Genomic DNA, 16,848 nt, shown 5'->3' on the forward strand with positions numbered 1-16,848 from the left:
GGGTGTCGCGGATGTACTGGCCAGGGCGGGTGAAATCGATAGGGCTCTTGCTGTGATCAAACGCATTGAGAATCCCCGAGTGCGTGGTGGGGCCTTGACGGGTATCGCAGATGTACTAACTGGATCGGGTGAAGCTGATGATGTGATGGCCGGATCGGACAAAATTAATGATGAACAATGGGTTGCTGAGAGTGTGCTGCGCAGAGACGGAGATATTGAATATCGTTGGACACGCGCGAAGACTCTGTCCGATGTTATAGGTACGCTGGTCGGAGTAGGTCAAATTGATAGAGCACTTGATGTGATTAAGCGGATCGAGTATCGCTGGGAGCGCGCGAAAGCCCTGGTTGATGTTGCGGATGCGCTAGCAGAGACGAAAACCATCGATGAACTCCTGAGAGTCACTAAAATTGTCGATTATCCGGAACTTCAGGGTCAAGTCCAATCCGCGGTCATTAAAGCGCTCGTTGGCAAGGGTTCCTCCGATGAGGCCGTCGATATGCTGCGCGCCGCGCTCGCCGAGGTCGAAGGATTCGTGCGCAGACAGGACGCCGCCGACTACTGTGCTGTTCTCGCAGCGACGTGCCTCGATGCCGCCGATCTCGTGGACGCAGGAACCACGACGCACGAGCAGTGGCTCGGCCTGGCCCGCTCCGCGCTCGCCCGCTCCTGGCTCTACGGCGCCTCCGTCTGGGATCGCTTCGACGTCCTGCTGCGCGTGGCGCCGGACCTGGCCACGCGACTCGTCGAGGAGCGCCTGCTCGCCGACCCCGAGCCCGAGTCCGCCAGCCCCGCCAGTTCCGTCGAACCTGCCAGCCCCGAGGAGCTCGAGGGGCCCGAGGGTCCTGGCGGCGGGGCGCCGTCGTCCCGTTAGGATGGCCCCGTCACTCCTCGCAGCCACCGAAAGGCCAACGATGTCAATTCGTCGCGTCGCCCTGCTCACCGCGGGCGGCTTCGCCCCCTGCCTGTCCGCCGCCGTCGGCGACCTCATCGAGCGCTACACCGAGGTCGCCCCCGACGTCGAGATCATCACCTACCAGTACGGCTACCACGGCCTGCTCACCGGCAACTACGTCGTCGTCGACGAGGAGGGCCGCAAGAACGCGGGCATCCTGCGCGACTTCGGCGGCTCCCCGATCGGCAACTCCCGCGTCAAGCTCACCAACGCCAAGAACCTCGTCGAGCGCGGCCTGGTCGCCGAGGGCGTCAACCCCCTGGAGTTCGCCGCCGAGCAGCTGCGCAAGGACGGCGTCGACGTCCTGCACACCATCGGCGGCGACGACACCAACACCACCGCCGCGGACCTGGCCGCCTACCTCCACGAGCACGACTACGAGCTCACCGTCGTCGGCCTGCCCAAGACCATCGACAACGACATCATCCCGATCCGCCAGTCCCTGGGCGCCTGGACCGCCGCCGAGCAGGGCGCCGGCTTCGCCTTCAACGTCATCGGCGAGCACCGCTCCAACCCGCGCATGCTCATCGTCCACGAGTGCATGGGCCGCAACTGCGGCTACCTCACCGCCGAGACCGCCCGCCGCTACCACGAGCTGCTCCAGGCCAAGCAGTGGGCGCCCTCGCTGGGGCTCACCCGCGAGCGCTGGGACGTCCACGCCGTCTTCCTGCCCGAGATGAAGCTGGACCTGGCGGCCGAGGCCGAGCGCCTCAAGGCCATCATGGACGAGCAGGGCAACGTCAACATCTTCCTGTCCGAGGGCGCCGGCGTCCCCGAGATCATCGCCGAGCTGGAGGCGGCCGGCCAGGAGGTCCAGCGCGACCCCTTCGGCCACGTCAAGCTCGACACCATCAACCCCGGCCAGTGGTTCGCCAAGCAGTTCGCCGAGCTCATCGGCGCCGAGAAGGTCATGGTCCAGAAGTCGGGCTACTACTCGCGCGCCTCCCGCGCCAACGCCGAGGACCTGGCCCTCATCAAGAAGATGTGCGACCTGGCCGTCGAGTGCGCCCTGCGCGGCGAGTCCGGGGTCATCGGCAACGACGAGGAGAACGACGACGAGCTGTGCGCCATCGCCTTCCCGCGGATCGCCGGCGGCAAGCCCTTCGACATCACCCGGCCCTGGTTCACCGCCCTCATGGACGAGCTCGGCCAGGCCGTCGAGCCCGCCGAGGCCGCGCCCGAGCACTGAGCCCGGCCGCGACCGGCTGAGTCGGCCGGGCCCTCCGCCGGGCCGCGCGACCCGCCTGCCCGGACCGGCCGCAGCCCCGGCCCCCTTCCCGGGCCAGCCGCTCCCGCCGCGCCCCGGCCCCCGCGTTCCGCCTATTGGCGGGGTGCGGGGCCGGGGCGCGGGCGACCGTATGATGCCAGCGTGATGAACGAGCTCGACCCGCCCAGGATCCCCGCCGGCTGGCGCGCGCGCCCGGCCTCCCAGCAGCCCGTCTACCCGGACGCGGCCGAGCTGGCCGCCGTGACCGCGGACTTGCGCGGCCGGCCCCCGCTCGTCTTCGCCGGCGAGGTCGACTCCCTGCGCGCCCAGATGGCCGCCGCCAGCCGGGGGCGGGCCTTCGTCCTCATGGGCGGGGACTGCGCGGAGACCTTCCGCGAGAACACGGCCAACCACATCCGCCTCAAGCTCCAGACGATTCTGCAGATGGCCGCGGTCCTGACCTACGGCGCCTCCACGCCCGTGGTCAAGATCGGCCGCATGGCCGGCCAGTACGCCAAGCCGCGCAGCCGCGCCGACGAGACCCGCGACGGGGTGACCCTGCCCTCCTACCGCGGCGACTCCGTCAACGACCACGCCTTCACGCCCCGGGCCCGCACCCCCGACCCCCGGCGCATGCTCGACGCCTACCTGCGCGCCGGCACCACCCTCAACCTCATCCGCTCCTTCACCATGGGCGGTTACGCCGACCTGCGCGAGGTCCACTCCTGGAACCGCGGCTTCACCGCGAACCCGGCCTACAAGCGCTTCGAGGCCTTCGCCGAGGAGATCGACCGGGCCATGCGCTTCATGGAGGCCGCCGGCGTCGACTTCGACGCCCTGCGCCAGGTCGACTTCTACTCCGCCCACGAGGCCCTGCTCCTGGAGTACGAGGACGCCATGATCCGGGTGGACTCCCGCTCCGGGCGCCTGTACGACACCTCCGCCCACCTGCTGTGGGTGGGCGAGCGCACCCGCGGCCCGCAGGACGCGCACGTGACCCTCCTGACCGGCGTGCACAACCCGGTGGGCGTCAAGATCGGCCCGGACACGGCCCCGGACGACGTCGTCGCCCTCATCGACCGGCTCAACCCGACCGGCGAGGCGGGCCGGCTCAGCCTCATCACCCGCATGGGCGCCGACCGCCTGCGCGAGGCCCTGCCGCCGCTGGTGGAGGCGGTGCGCGCCGACGGCCGCCCCGTCACCTGGATCACCGACCCCATGCACGGCAACACCATCACCGCCGATAACGGCTACAAGACCCGCCGCTTCGAGGCGATCATGGAGGAGGTCCGGGCCTTCTTCGAGGTCCACCGCGCGCTGGGCACGGTGCCCGGCGGCATCCACGTCGAGCTGACGGGCGACGACGTCACCGAGGTCCTGGGCGGCGGCGAGCACATCGACGAGGCGGGCCTGGCCGAGCGCTACGAGACGCTGGTGGATCCGCGCCTGAACCACCAGCAGTCCCTGGAGATGGCCTTCGAGCTGGCCGAGATGCTCAAGGTCTGAGCCCGCCCGCGGGCGTCCGACGGCGCAGCGCGGGCCCGACTCGCCCGCCGCGGGCCCCGATAGCATGAGCGCATGAGTCTGCCCTCCTGCTCCGCCCTGGTCGAGGAGCTGCCCGGCCTGCCGCACGCCGAGCGCGTCCGCCTCCTCGTGCGCACCGCCCGCGAGCACGACGGCGAGGCGGGCCTGGCGCCCCTGCTCGACGAGCTGACCGCCGCCTCCGCCTACCACGCCGGGCTCGTCGTCGACGCCGCCCGCGCCATCGGGGACACCGCCCGCCTCAAGGCCCTGACCCGCCACCCCGGCGCCGTCGTGCGCATCCGCGCCCTCGGCGCGCTGCCCCTGGACGCCCAGAGCCCCGACGAGCTGGCCGCCGCCTACCTGGCCATGCCGCTTCAGGAGCGGCGCCGCCTGGAGGCCAGGCTCGGCCGCGCCCACCGCACCGACCTCATCGACGCGCTCCTGGACCTGCCCCTGTCCGACGTCGACCGGGCCCGGCTCCTGCCGCGGGCGGGCCGGGAGCGGATCGAGGCCCTCCTGCCGGACCTGGCCGACCTGTTGCCCTCGGTGGCGGCCCTGGCCCACCGCCGCCCCGACGCACTCCTGGACGCGCTTCAGTCGCGCCTGGCCGGGCGCGCCCCGGCCGCCAGGGACGAGGCCTGGGCCTGGGTGGCGCCGGGCCTGCCCTCCCTGGCGGAGAACCGCTCCGAGCGGCTCCTCGCCTTACTGGCGGAAGCCGGTCCCACCACGGTCATCCCGCGCGCCCTGGAGCCGCGCCTGGGTCTGCTCATGGGCCGCGACCCGCGCGCCGTGACCGACCTGCTGCGCACCTGCCCGTGGCCCGCGGGCCTGCGCCCCGGGTGGGGCGCCCCGCCCCGCTTCATCCGCGGCCTGCGCCGTCGGATCGCCGCACTGGCGGACGAGCAGATCGGGGCCCTGGCCCGCAGCTGGAGCGCCGCCAAGAACGAGCGCCTCCTGATCGCGCTGCTGGACGCCCTGCCGCCCGCCCGGCGCGCCGGGGCCCTGGCCGCCGCGCTCACGGGCGTGCGCACCCGCACGCGCGTGTGGTCCGCGCCGGCCCTGGAGGTCATGCCCACGCCGATGCGCCAGGCCGAGGCCGAGCGCATGGCCGCCCTGCCCGGCGCCGAGGCGCCGCTGCGCCGGCTCGAACTGGCCGCCTTCATGGCCCCGGAGCGCGCCCGCGAGGTGGCCGAGCCCCGCCTGCACGCCCTGGACGCCGAGGAGCGCGGCGCGGCCTGGAGGGCCCTCATCGGCTCGGCCGCCCGGGCCCGGGACGCCGCGCGGCTGCGCTCGGTGCTGGAGCGGCTGGCGGAGCTGGGCAATGAGCAGGACCCGGTGCGCGCCGCCGCGGCCGAGGCGCTGTCCGCTGTCCCCGTCCCACTGCTGGCGCGGGCCGGGACGGATGAGCTGGAGGGCTTCGCCCGGGCCGCCATGGAGGCCCGGGACACCTCCGTGAGCACGCTCGTCCCGCTCCACTCGACCGCCTGGCGCCTGCTCGTCCACGCCGCCGCCACCGGCCTGCCCACGCGGGGCGCCTGCGCCCTGCTGGAGCTGATCACCGACCAGGACAATGTCATCCGCGTCCCCTTCCGGCTGAGCCTGCCCCCCGACGCCGCCGCTGAGCTCGTCACCGCCCTGGAGCCGGTCATGCGGCGGGCGGCCCGCCGCCACCGCTTCGCCCTGGCCTTCGGGCTGTGGGACGCGCTGGGCCGCAGGGCCTGGCGCGACGAGACGCTGCTGTCCCTCGTCCGCCAGGCCCTCGACGCCCCCGACGACCACGCCCGCCGGCGCGCCGCCGCGGCGCTCGTCGCGGACCCCTCCACCCGCGCCCGGCGGGTCGGCGAGCTCCTCGCGCGCGACGAGACCTTCGCCATCGACGGGTCGGTCCAGTGGGCTGTGTGCCGCAGCCGCCAGGACCTGGTGGGGGTCTTCTCCCGCCGCAAGGCCCTCAAGGGCCGCTTCTGGACGGGACGGCGGGCGTTCGTGCCCGTCGACCTGCCCGGGCCCTTCAGCCTGTGGGCGCCCGAGCACCTGCGCGCCTACGCCGACGCCCTGAGCCGGGCCCTGGACGACGCCGTCACCACCGACTGGGATCGGCGGCGCATCGCGGGCGCCCTCGCCGCACTGCCCACCACCCGCCCGGAGGACCTCGGCCCCCTCCTGCGCTCCGACTCCGTCCAGGTCGTCGAGGGCGTCCTGGCGGCCCTACCGGCCCTGGACGACGCCGAGGCGGCGATGGGCCCGCTGCTCGACCACGCCGGGACGGACCGCGCCAGGGTCGCCATGTTCGCGGCCTCGCGCTGCGCCGACCGCGTGCGGCCCGGGCGCGCCGTCGAGCTCCTCGCGCCCGTCACGGCCCCGCCCGCCAAGGTGACCTCCCGCAAGGAGGCCGTGCGCATCCTCGGGCGGATGCGCACGCCGCAGAGCCTGGCGCTGCTCGTGCGCCTGGGCCTGGACCCCACCACCCACTCCGACGTTCGCACGGCGGTGGGCCGCGCCCTGCTCGCCCACCTCGACGAGCCCGAGGCCTGGGAGGTCCTGCGCGCCCTGGCGAGCGGGGGAGGGCGCGATGCGGCCCTGTCCCTGGCGGCGACGAGCCCGCGGCAGATGGCCGTGCGCCACCGCGCCGCCTACGCCGAGGTCCTCCTGACCGCGCCGCGCGAACCCGAGACCCTCGCGGCCCTGGGCCAGTGGTGCCAGGAGATCCCCGACCTGACCCGGCGACTGGCCCCCACGATCCTGGACGGCCAGAGGGTGCCGGCGCAGGTCGCCGTCGCGGCCGTCATCGCCCACGCCGAACGGGCCGCCGACTGGGGGCCCCACCTCGCGCTCGTGCGCAGCCTGAAGGAGCGCGCGACCTCGCCGGACGAGCCCGACGCCGGGGCCAAGGAGGACCTGCCGCACCTGCGCCGCCTGGAGGAGCTGGTCGCGGGGCTCATCCCCGGCCGGGCGGCGGCGCTGACCTGGCACCGCGAGCACCTGGGGAGCCTCGCCGAGACCCTGTCCGATTCCCCGTGGACCTTCGGGCTCGCCCGGCGGGCGCGCCTGGCGGCCCTGGACTGGGCCGATGCCGCCGACGGCCTGGCGGCCCTGGCTGACGGGGCGGCGGATGACGGCCTCCTGGCGGATCTGCTCGACGACGCCGGCGCCGCCCTGGCCCTGGCCCGCAGCGAGCGCCTGCTGCCCGACGACGGTCCGGACCCCGGAGCGGTCGACGCCCTCCTGTCGAACCCCCGTCCGGCCGCCGGCGTCCTGGCCCTGGCCCTGACGCGGGACGGGGGAGAGGCCGCGGGCTGGCCGCGGGCCTGGTGCGATCGCCTGCGCGCCCTCAGGCGCAGCCCGGTCCCGCTCGTCGCCGAGCGCGCCAGGCGGGTCAGCACGGTCGAGGGCTGAGGCGGGCGAGCCGGCGCCGGGGGGTGTCCAAAGTGGCCGGGCGGGCCGGCGCCGCAGTCCGCGAGATCGCCGGGTAACCGTCGAGCACGTCACTTGACCCGCGAGATCGCCGGGTAACCCGCGAGCACGTCTGCTAGAGGTACGTGCTCGCGGGTCAAGTGACGATCTCGCGGGCCGGGCGGCCTCCCCGCGGGCCTCGTCCGGTCGTCGGGGCGCCCGTCATGGTCGCCATCGGACCCGCGGCCGCCCTCCCCGGAGGGCGGCCGCGGCGGCAGGTTGTCCGAATCTGTTGCAAAGGCCCCGATCGCGCCGGAGCGCCGCAGGAGAATCGTTGATATTCCGCGCTTTCATCCACGGCCGATCCCGTCGCGGGGCGCCTTTGCAACAGATTCGGACATGTCCCCGCCCCAGCGCGTCCCGGGAGCCCCACCCGCACCACTATGCCAAGGGGTTCGCCCCGTGACTCACCGGAACCGGCCGTCCGCCGGCGCGTCGCCCGCGCCCACGCGGGGCTCGTCCCGGGACGCGCTGGAACCGGGGTTCGGGTGGAGTAAGTCGTCCGGGACGGGTTCGCCTCGGGCCCCCGCCACCGTGGCGAACGCGCAGGTTTCCAGTCGAACGCGCGGCCGGGAGATGCGCGTTCGACTGGAAACCTGCGCGTTCGCGGCCCGGGTTCGCGATCCGGGCGGAGGAATGCGGGGGATCGGGCCGCGGGGTCGAAGGCGCGAGCCCCCGCCCCGCCCCGCGCCCGGCGGCGCTCACACGACGTACAGGGTGACCGTCGAGCCCCTGCGCACGCTGGTGCCCGCCGCCGGGTTGGTGGACAGCGACGAGATGAAGGGGATGCCGAAGACGCGCTCGATCTTGACCACCAGGCCCGCGGCCTTCAGCGCGGCGACGGCCTCGTCCTGCTTCATGGAGCTCACGTCCGGCACCGTGACCATCTCCGAGCCCTTGGAGACGACGATGCTGACGGAGTCGCCGTAGAAGTGCCCGGAGGCCCCGGCCGCCGGGTCGGAGGAGATGACCTTGCCGCTCTCGACGCTGTCGGAGTAGGCCTCCGTGGTGGTGCCCAGGACCAGGCCGGCCTTCTGCAGCGCGGTGGTCGCGTCCGCCACGGTCATGCCCTTGACGTCGGGCACCGTGGCGGGGCGGCGCCCCTTGGAGACGACCAGGGCGACGGCGGAGGAGTGGTTGACGCTCTTCCCGGCCGCCGGGTCGGAGGAGATGACCTTGCCGCTCTCGACGGTGGGGGAGTAGTCGTTCGTCACGGCCCCCACGGTCAGGCCGGCGCCGGTGATGGCGGTGCGCGCCTCCTGCTCGGTGCGGCCCACGACGTCGGGCACCGTCTTCTGCTCCACGCCCCGGGAGATGACGGCGGTGACGGCCTGCCCGACCGGTATGGCCGTGCCGGTCGGGGGCTTGCAGGAGATGACCGAGCCCGAGACCACGGTGTCGGAGTAGGCGCGGGTCGGCGTGCCCCACACCAGGCCCGCCTGCGTAATGGCGGACTGCGCCTCCTCCTGGGTCCGGCCGACGATCTCCGGCACCGCCACCCGGCGTCCGGGGCCGCCCGTGCGGTACCACACGCCGGCCGCGACCGCGCCCAGCGCCACGAGCACCCCGGCGCCGATCAGGGTGCGCCTGCGGGCCAGAACGGTGCGGGCCGACTGGATGACCGTGGTCTTCTGGTCGTCGCCCGTGGCCTGACGATCCATCGCCCGCGTCCTGGTGTCCGGGCCGATCGAGCCGATGGGCAGGGAGACGGTGCGCACGCCCGGGCTGGCCTGGCCCTGGTTCGCCTCCTCGCCGTCCCCGGGGGCGTCGGAGCGCACCGCCTGGCGGGCGGCCTCCGCATTGGCGGCGAGCACCTCCAGGGTGCGCACGGACTCGGTGGCGCCGCCGCGCTTGGCGCTCAGCTCGGAGGGGGTGAGCTCGGCGACGACCTCCCGCAGGCGGGCGAGGGCCGCGTCGGCGTCCTCCAGGCGCTCGTCCGCCTCGCGCCGGGTCATCTCGGCCACGAGCTCGTCGACCCTGGCGGGCAGGCTCGGGACGAGGGACGAGGGGGCGGGGACGTCCTCGTGGACGTTGCGGAAGGCGATCTGGACGGGGGAGTCGGCGCTGAAGGGCTGCTCCCCGGTGAGGAGCTCGTAGAGGATGACGCCCACGGAGAAGACGTCGGCCCGCGGCGCGGAGTCGCCCGAGGTGATGAGCTCGGGGGCGAGATAGGCGGCCGTGCCCATCACATTGCCCGTCGTCGTCTGGGCCACCTCCGTCACGGCCCGGGCGAGCCCGAAGTCGGCGACCTTGGCCACCGAGCCGTCGTCCGGGAGCAGCACGTTCTCGGGCTTGATGTCCCGGTGGACCAGGCCCGCCCGGTGCGCGGCCCCCAGGGGGCGCAGCACCTGCGCGGTCAGCCCCAGGGCCTCCTTGACGCTCAGCGGCCCCGCGGCGATGAGGTCGCGCAGGTTGGGGCCCTCGACGAGCTCCATGACGAGGTAGGCGACGCCGTCGATGCTGCCCTGGTCGTAGACGGCGACGACGCCGGGGTTGGACAGGCGCGCCGCGGCGCGGGCCTCGCGCCGGAAGCGGGCGACGAAGTCGGGGGAGTCCGCCAGGTGCGGGTGCATCACCTTCAGGGCCACGCGCCGGTCCAGGCGCCGGTCCTGGGCGACGTACACCGTGGCCATGCCGCCGCGAGCAACCCGGTCGACGATCTCGTAGCGAGAGTCGACCAGCCGACCGAGGAGGGGATCCGTGACCACGGGGCGAGTCTAAGGGGTGCGGGGGCCCGCCGCGATCACCCGGGGACGGCTACCCGCCCGGGCGCGGCGCCCGCAGTCCGGCAGGCCGTCCCGGGCGGCCGCGGCCCGGACGGGCGGGTCGTGGCCGCAGCCCCTGGGCGGGCGGCCGCAGCCCGGGTGGCCGGCCGCAGCCTCCGGCCGGCTGCGACTCCGCCCGACCGGGTCGCGGCGCGCTCAGGCGCGGCGCTCGCACAGGAGCCGGGCGAGCTCGAGCAGGTCGGAGCGGGACTCGTCGGAGATCTCCGCCGGGCCGATGGGGTCGAGGGTGGCGACGGCGGCCCGCAGGTGCCCGGCGATCTGCTCCTCGTGCTCGGCGCGCGCCCCGCAGGCCTCGATGAGCCCGGCGGCCCGGGCGATGTCCGCCTCGGCCCGGGCGATGTCCGCCTCGCCGGCGCGCGGGCGGGCGAGCACGGAGCGCAGCAGGGCCCGGCCCTCCCCGTCAGCGCGCCGCCAGGCCAGGGCCACCAGGACGGTGCGCTTGCCCTCGCGCAGGTCGTCCCCGACGGGCTTGCCGGTCAGCGCCGGGTCGCCGAAGACGCCGAGCTCGTCGTCGCGCAGCTGGAAGGCGATGCCCAGCTCCTCCCCGAAGACGGACAGGCGCTCGTGGAGCGGGTCGCCGGGGGCCGCCCCGGCCTGCAGGGCCCCGATGAGCAGGGGGTGCATGACGGAGTAGCGGGCGGACTTGCGGCGCACGACCTCCAGGGCGGTCCGGTGCATGCGGCGGCCGGCCTCGCGGGGGTCCTCATCGGGGGAGGGCGGGGGCAGCTGCTGGCAGCGCACATCGAGGTACTGGCCGACGGCGACCTCCGCGGTCATGGCGTCGAAGGCCGCCCGCCCGGCGGCCGCGCGATCGGGGCTCAGGGCGGCCCGCGCCTGGGCCGCGGCCAGCTCCTCCCCGGCCGTGGACAGCAGGAGGTCCCCCAGCAGGATGGCCGCCGACGCGCCGAAGGCGCGGGCGTCGCCCAGCCAGGCGCGGTCGCGGTGGAGGGCCTGGAGGCGGCGGTGCGCGGCCGGCTGCCCGCGCCGCAGCGAGGCGTCGTCGATGATGTCGTCGTGCATGAGGGCGCTGGCCTGGTAGAGCTCCAGGGCGGCGCCGGTGCCCGCGACCAGCGCGGAGTCCAGCATCGCGTCGCGCTCGGGGCCCTCCAGGGCGAGGGCGGCGCCCAGGCCCGCCAGGAGCGCCCGCGTGCGCTTGCCCCCGGCCAGGAGGGCGGCGGCCGCGTCGAAGAGCTCGTCCCCGGCGTCGCCCAGGTCGGCGGCGCGCTCGCGCCCGGTCGTGAGGATGCGGCTCAGGCGGGCGTTGACGCCCGCCTTGACCAGTGCGGAGGCGGCGCTGAGCGAGGACATGGGGGCAGGGTACCGGCGCCCCGACCCCCGCGGTGCGGCCCGTGGGACGGCGGGACGGGAATAAGGGCTATAATCCCACGGTTGTCCGCTGCGTCGGTGGTGATGCGCTCCCCGCGCGCGCCCCACCCGATACGCCCGCCCCGTGAAAGGAAATCCGTGGCTACTTCCACAGCTACGCGGAAGCGCGCCCAGCGTGCCGAGGACCTCGACGAGACCACCGAGGAGGTCGAGGACATCGATCTCGACGATCTCGACGACGAGGACGACCCCGACTCGGACAACGACGCCGAGGACTTCTTCGACGACGACGAGGATGAGGACGACGACGAGGACGACCCCGACGAGGAGGACGATGACGAGGAGGACCCCGACTCCGACGACGATGAGGACGAGGAGGACGACGCCGGGGAGGACCCCGATGACGACGAGGGCCCCGCGCCCGAGCTGCGCGACTACTACCTCGACGTGAACCTGGAGGAGGACGGCGACGGCACCAAGCGCCACCCCTTCAACAGCCCCGCCTCCCTCAAGGGGATCCGCCTGGCGCCCGGGGCCACCCTCTTCATCCGCTCGCGCACCGTCGTCGAGGGGCTCCAGCTCGCCGGCAACGGCACCCTGGAGGCCCCGATCACCCTGGCCCCCTACGGGCACGGCCCCGTGCCGCGCTTCGTCATCCCCGATGAGGAGCAGCCCGTCGTCGCCCGCGAGTTCCTGACCCACAACGGCTTCATCTTCCGCGGCTGGGTCATCAAGGGCATCAAGATGGAGCCCTCGATCGCGGCGCTGACCGGCGAGTTGGAGCGCATGCGCCGCGAGGAGGCGGAGCGGGCCGCCGCCAAGAAGGCCGGCAAGCGCTCCCGGGCCGCCTCCAAGGACGGTTCCTTCACCGTCTCGGACTCCGACGAGGGCGACGAACCCGCGCAGAAGGTCGTCACCGCGGGCGCGACCGCCGACCCGGTCAAGGACTACCTCAAGCAGATCGGCAAGGTGGCCCTGCTCAACGCCGCCGAGGAGGTCGAGCTCGCCAAGCGCATCGAGGCGGGCATGTACGCCGAGCACCTGCTCGCCACCCAGGGCAACGACCTCAACGCGAAGTACCGGCGCGAGCTGCACTGGATCGCCCAGGACGGGCAGCGGGCCAAGAACCACCTGCTGGAGGCCAACCTGCGCCTGGTGGTGTCGCTGGCCAAGCGCTACACCGGCCGGGGCATGCTCTTCCTCGACCTCATCCAGGAGGGCAACCTGGGCCTGATCCGCGCGGTGGAGAAATTCGACTACACCAAGGGCTTCAAGTTCTCCACCTACGCCACCTGGTGGATCCGCCAGGCCATCACCCGCGCCATGGCCGACCAGGCCCGCACCATCCGCATCCCGGTGCACATGGTCGAGGTCATCAACAAGCTCGCCCGGGTCCAGCGCCAGATGCTTCAGGACCTGGGGCGCGAGCCCACCCCCGAGGAGCTGGCCGTCGAGCTGGACATGACCCCCGAGAAGGTCGTCGAGGTCCAGAAGTACGGCCGCGAGCCGATCTCCCTGCACACGCCGCTGGGCGAGGACGGGGACAGCGAGTTCGGCGACCTCATCGAGGACTCCGAGGCGGTCGTGCCAGCCGACGCCGTGAGCTTCACGCTCCTGCAGGAGCAGCTGCACGCCGTCCTGGACACCCTCTCGGAGCGGGAGGCGGGCGTGGTCTCCATGCGCTTCGGCCTGACCGACGGCCAGCCCAAGACGCTGGACGAGATCGGCAAGGTCTACGGCGTCACTCGCGAGCGCATCCGGCAGATAGAGTCCAAGACCATGTCCAAGCTGCGCCACCCCTCGCGCAGCCAGGTCCTGCGCGACTACCTGGACTGACCGACCGGACTCGCCGGACTGACCGGACTCGCCGGGCGGGCGGGGGGCCGCCGCCGGCCCGCGCGCCTCGACGGCGTTGGCCCCGCAACCGGAGGGGTTGCGGGGCCGACGCCGTCGCTGCTACCGTCGCGATTGTGACACGGGGTGCCGCATGGCTGAGAACACACCCGTCGAACCTGTCCAGCTAGTACTGACGAAGGGATGTCACATGCACTGGGAGGCGTCTATCCCGGCGGCGCTCGAGGCGGTGCGGCGCCGCGCCCTGCTGGTGTCCTGCATCACCAACTCGGTGGCCGCCAATGTCACCGCCAACGTCCTCCTGGCCCTGGGCGCGGCGCCCGCCATGGTGGACATCACGGGGGAGGCGGGCCCCTTCGCCCGGGTCGCCTCCGCGCTGCTCATCAACCTCGGCACGCCCCAGTCCGAGCAGCGGGCCGCCGCCCGCGAGGCCGCTGCCGCGGCGCACGACGCGGGCACGCCGTGGGTCCTGGACCCGGTGGCCATCGGCGTGCTGGCGCACCGCACCGCCCTGGCCCACGAGCTCCTCGGCCGGGGGCCCGGCGCCGTGCGGGGCAACGCCTCGGAGATCCTGGCCCTGGCCGGGGTCAGCAGCGGCGGGCGGGGCGTGGAGACCGCCGACGACGTCGCCGCGGCGTTCGCCCCGGCCCGCGACCTGGCCCGCCGCCACGGCTGCGTCGTCGCCGTCTCCGGCCCCGTCGACCTGGTCACCGACGGCGAGAGCGTCGTCCGAGTGCGGGGCGGCTCCGCGCTGCTGACCCGGGTGACCGGCGGGGGCTGCGCCCTGGGCGCGGTGGTGGCGGCCTTCCTCGGGGCGGGCCGGGAGGAGGGGCTGGACGACCTGACCGCCGTCGTGGCCGCGCACGCCGTCTACAGCGCCGCCGCGAAGCGCGCACAGGCCCGGTCGGCCGGTCCCGGCTCCTTCCAGCCCGCCTTCCTCGACGCCCTGTACGCCCTGGAGGCGGGCGACCTGCGGGCCGTCACCGTCACTGTCAGCGCCGCTGGCGGCGCCGCGGAGGCCGCCCGCACCGCGGAGGGGGAACCGGCATGAGGGCCGCGCCGGACCTGTCGGTCTACCTCGTCACCGACGAGGACCAGTGCCGCTCGCGCGGACGCGACGTCCTGGCCACCGTTGCGGCCGCCGTCGACGGCGGGGTCACCTGCGTCCAGCTGCGCGCCAAGGACGCCGACGGCGGCCCCTTCCTGACCCGGGTGCTGGACGTGGCCGAGGCGGTGGGCGACCGGGTCCCCGTCATCGTCAACGACCGCGTCGACGTCTTCCTGGCGGCGCGCGACCTGGGCGCGCCGGTGGCGGGGGTCCACCTGGGCCAGTCCGACCTGCCCGCCGACGTCGCCCGCCGCCTCATCGGCGACGACGCCTACCTCGGGCTGTCGGCCGCGACCCCCGACGAGCTGCGCGCCGCCCGGGAGCAGGGCGCCTGCGACCACGTCGGCATCGGCGTCGTGCGCGCCACCGCCACCAAGACCGACGCCCCGCAGAGCCTGGGCGTGGACGGCGTGGCGCGCATGGCCGCCCTGACCGATCTGCCGGCGGTGGCCATCGGCGGCGTCACGGCCGGCGACCTGCCGGCCCTGCGGGCGGGCGGCCTGGCCGGCGCCGCCGTCGTCTCGGCCATCTGCCTGGCCGAGGATCCCGGGCGCGCCGCCGCCGCCCTGCGCCGCGCCTGGGACGAGGGGGGCCGGCGATGAGCCCCTCACCGGACCATTCGGCGACCGTGACCGCCCTGACCATCGCCGGCTCCGACCCCAGCGGGGGCGCCGGCATCCAGGCCGACATGAAGGCCATGAGCGCGCTCGGCGCGTACGCCATGAGCGTCATCACGGCCCTGACCGCGCAGTCGACGCGCGGCGTGACGGGCGTGCACGCCGTGCCCGTCGACTTCGTGCGCCTCCAGCTGGACACGCTGCTGGAGGACATCGTCCCTGATGCCACCAAGATCGGCATGCTCGCCACCGCCGAGCTGGCCGACGCCGTGGGGGAGTACCTGCCCGGGCTCGCCCGCACGGTGCTCGACCCGGTCATGGTGGCCACCTCCGGGGACCGCCTCCTGGACGAGGAGGCGGTCGGCGCCGTGCGCCGCCTGTGCACCGGGGCCGACCTCATCACCCCCAACCTCCACGAGGCGGCCGTCCTGCTGGACGAGCAGCCCGCGGCGAGCCTCGACGGGCTGCGCACCCAGGCGCAGCGCCTGAGGGATCTGGGCGCGCGCAGGGTGCTGGTCAAGGGCGGGCACCTGATCGGCGACGCGGGCGACGCCGTCGACGTCTACGCCGATGCCGACGGCGTCGAGATCCTGCGCGCCCGCAGGGTCGCCACGGGCAACACCCACGGCACGGGCTGCACGCTGTCCTCGGCGATCGCCTCGCTGCGCCCGCGCCGGGCGACCTGGCTGGAGGCGGTGCGCGACGCCAAGGACTACCTCACCGGCGCCATCGGGCACGCCGACGCCCTGGGCGTCGGGCACGGGCACGGGCCCGTCCACCACTTCTACCGAATCTGGACCTCCGAAGGGGAATGATCATGACTGACAGCCGGGCGGCGGGCGCCGCCGCGGGGGACGACGGGGCCGGCGCCGCCGGCGCGGCGGGCGCGTTCACGACTCGGGCGTGGAGGCGCGCCGCCCCGATCCGCGCCGCGATCGACGAGCAGCCGCTGGTCCGGGGCCTGGGGGACGGAACCCTGAGCGAGGACCGCTTCAACTACTACATGACCCAGGACGCGCTGTACCTCGTCGAGTACGGCCGGGTGCTGGCCGGTGTCGCGTCGCTGAGCGGGGAGCCGGACGAGTTCGCGTTCTGGTGCGACTGCGCCAAGCAGGCCCTGGTGGCCGAGCGCGAACTGCACGCCGCGCACGTGGACCTCATGAGCGGGGCGACGGCGTCGCCGACGTGCCGCGCCTACACCGACTTCCTGCACACCGGCGTCGCCCTGGGCTCTTACGGCGTGGCGGTCGCCGCCGTGCTCCCCTGCTTCTGGATCTACCAGGACGTCGGCGCCGGACTGCTCGCCCGGGCGGGCGATCTGAGCGGGCACCCCTACGGCGACTGGATCTCCACCTACGCGGACCCCGCCTTCGAGCAGTCGACGGCGCGGGCCAGGGGCGTCGCCGACCGGCTGGCGGCGGCCGCCGGCGATGACGAGCGCGGGCGCATGCACGAGGCCTTCGCCACGGCCTGCAGGTACGAGTGGATGTTCTGGGACGCCGCCTGGCGCATGGAGGACTGGCCCGTTTAGGAACCGCGCCCGCACGCCACCGGGCCCCGCGGCCCTGACGGTCGCGGGGCCCGGCGGCGCGGCATCATGCGGGAATCGGGACGGATCGGGCGGGATGGTCGGCTCGCGGGGCGAGGCCCGGGGAGCGGACGGGCGGGGACTGCGGGGCCGGCGGATCAGGCCCCGGGGGCCAGGCGGTCGGTCTCGTCCTGGACGAACAGCGCCTGCCTGTCCAGGGCGGCCCGGTGGGCGCGCCCGTGGTGAGCGCAGAAGAGCAGCTCGCCCGCGGACAGGACGACGCGGATGAAGGCCTGCGCGCCGCAGACGTCGCAGCGGTCCGCCGTGGTGAGCGGGCGTTGCGCGCTCGGGCGCGACTGGGCGGCGGCCTGCTCGGCCGCGTCGGCGATCGGCTCGGCGACAGCGGGGGTGGACGTGTAACTCATGGCTGTACTTCATCACGCCCCGATGACGCCCGCGTGCCGCGGGGGCCCGTTTCCGCCCCCGGCGCAGC

Annotated in this window: 12 protein-coding genes and 1 riboswitch; of the genes, 9 read left to right on the forward strand and 3 right to left on the reverse strand. The window is 74.4% G+C overall.

Annotated elements, in window-relative coordinates; translation table 11 throughout:
* From G446_RS20495 to G446_RS0100020, 4 genes are all read left to right on the forward strand, one after another.
* Positions 1–874, forward strand: an 874-nt coding sequence (locus G446_RS20495) for a hypothetical protein (RefSeq protein WP_211228207.1), incomplete at its 5' end; no start/stop codon positions are given.
* 40 nt (positions 875–914) lie between these two features.
* Positions 915–2,144, forward strand: coding sequence for a pyrophosphate--fructose-6-phosphate 1-phosphotransferase (locus G446_RS0100010; protein WP_026408567.1), 1,230 nt, complete (start codon positions 915–917; stop codon positions 2,142–2,144).
* Positions 2,145–2,327: 183 nt separating this feature from the next.
* Positions 2,328–3,668 (forward strand): class II 3-deoxy-7-phosphoheptulonate synthase, encoded by a 1,341-nt coding sequence (locus tag G446_RS0100015; protein ID WP_026408568.1) that lies wholly within the window; start codon positions 2,328–2,330, stop codon positions 3,666–3,668.
* A gap of 72 nt (positions 3,669–3,740) precedes the next feature.
* Complete coding sequence (locus tag G446_RS0100020) at positions 3,741–7,079, forward strand: hypothetical protein (protein ID WP_026408569.1); 3,339 nt, start codon at positions 3,741–3,743, stop codon at positions 7,077–7,079.
* A 758-nt stretch (positions 7,080–7,837) separates the two neighbouring features.
* Here the strand turns inward: G446_RS0100020 and G446_RS0100025 are convergent.
* Positions 7,838–9,844 carry a Stk1 family PASTA domain-containing Ser/Thr kinase gene (locus G446_RS0100025; protein WP_026408570.1) on the reverse strand — a complete coding sequence of 669 codons (2,007 nt, stop codon included), beginning with the start codon at positions 9,842–9,844 and terminating at the stop codon, positions 7,838–7,840.
* Between the two features lie 213 nt (positions 9,845–10,057).
* On the reverse strand, positions 10,058–11,230 hold the full coding sequence (locus G446_RS0100030) for a polyprenyl synthetase family protein (protein WP_026408571.1): 1,173 nt from the start codon (positions 11,228–11,230) through the stop codon (positions 10,058–10,060).
* Positions 11,231–11,386: 156 nt separating this feature from the next.
* Here G446_RS0100030 and G446_RS0100035 point away from each other — a divergent pair, with 156 nt between their 5' ends.
* The 5 genes from G446_RS0100035 (at position 11,387) to G446_RS0100055 (ending at position 16,358) form a co-directional block, all read left to right on the forward strand.
* The gene (locus G446_RS0100035) at positions 11,387–13,084 is read left to right on the forward strand and encodes an RNA polymerase sigma factor (RefSeq protein WP_026408572.1); all 1,698 of its coding nucleotides are present in this window, start codon (positions 11,387–11,389) and stop codon (positions 13,082–13,084) included.
* Positions 13,085–13,214: 130 nt separating this feature from the next.
* Positions 13,215–13,303, forward strand: a riboswitch (TPP riboswitch).
* Positions 13,293–14,153, forward strand: coding sequence for a hydroxyethylthiazole kinase (gene thiM, locus G446_RS0100040; protein WP_026408573.1), 861 nt, complete (start codon positions 13,293–13,295; stop codon positions 14,151–14,153). Its footprint overlaps the riboswitch before it by 11 nt.
* Positions 14,150–14,812 carry a thiamine phosphate synthase gene (thiE, locus tag G446_RS0100045; protein ID WP_026408574.1) on the forward strand — a complete coding sequence of 221 codons (663 nt, stop codon included), beginning with the start codon at positions 14,150–14,152 and terminating at the stop codon, positions 14,810–14,812. Before thiM ends, thiE begins: the two co-directional genes overlap by 4 nt.
* Positions 14,809–15,642 (forward strand): bifunctional hydroxymethylpyrimidine kinase/phosphomethylpyrimidine kinase, encoded by an 834-nt coding sequence (gene thiD / locus G446_RS0100050; RefSeq protein ID WP_026408575.1) that lies wholly within the window; start codon positions 14,809–14,811, stop codon positions 15,640–15,642. The genes thiE and thiD overlap by 4 nt, the downstream gene beginning before the upstream one ends.
* A gap of 2 nt (positions 15,643–15,644) precedes the next feature.
* Positions 15,645–16,358, forward strand: a complete 714-nt coding sequence (locus G446_RS0100055) for a TenA family protein (RefSeq protein ID WP_084778766.1) — start codon at positions 15,645–15,647, stop codon at positions 16,356–16,358.
* A 155-nt stretch (positions 16,359–16,513) separates the two neighbouring features.
* On the opposite strand, the gene G446_RS0100060 is transcribed toward G446_RS0100055, so the two are convergent.
* Positions 16,514–16,780, reverse strand: a complete 267-nt coding sequence (locus tag G446_RS0100060) for a DUF7455 domain-containing protein (RefSeq protein ID WP_026408577.1) — start codon at positions 16,778–16,780, stop codon at positions 16,514–16,516.
* Between the last annotated feature and the right edge of the window lie 68 nt (positions 16,781–16,848).

Origin of the sequence: Actinomyces dentalis DSM 19115 (assembly GCF_000429225.1) — a bacterium.
In the GTDB taxonomy this organism is placed as follows: domain Bacteria; phylum Actinomycetota; class Actinomycetes; order Actinomycetales; family Actinomycetaceae; genus Actinomyces; species Actinomyces dentalis.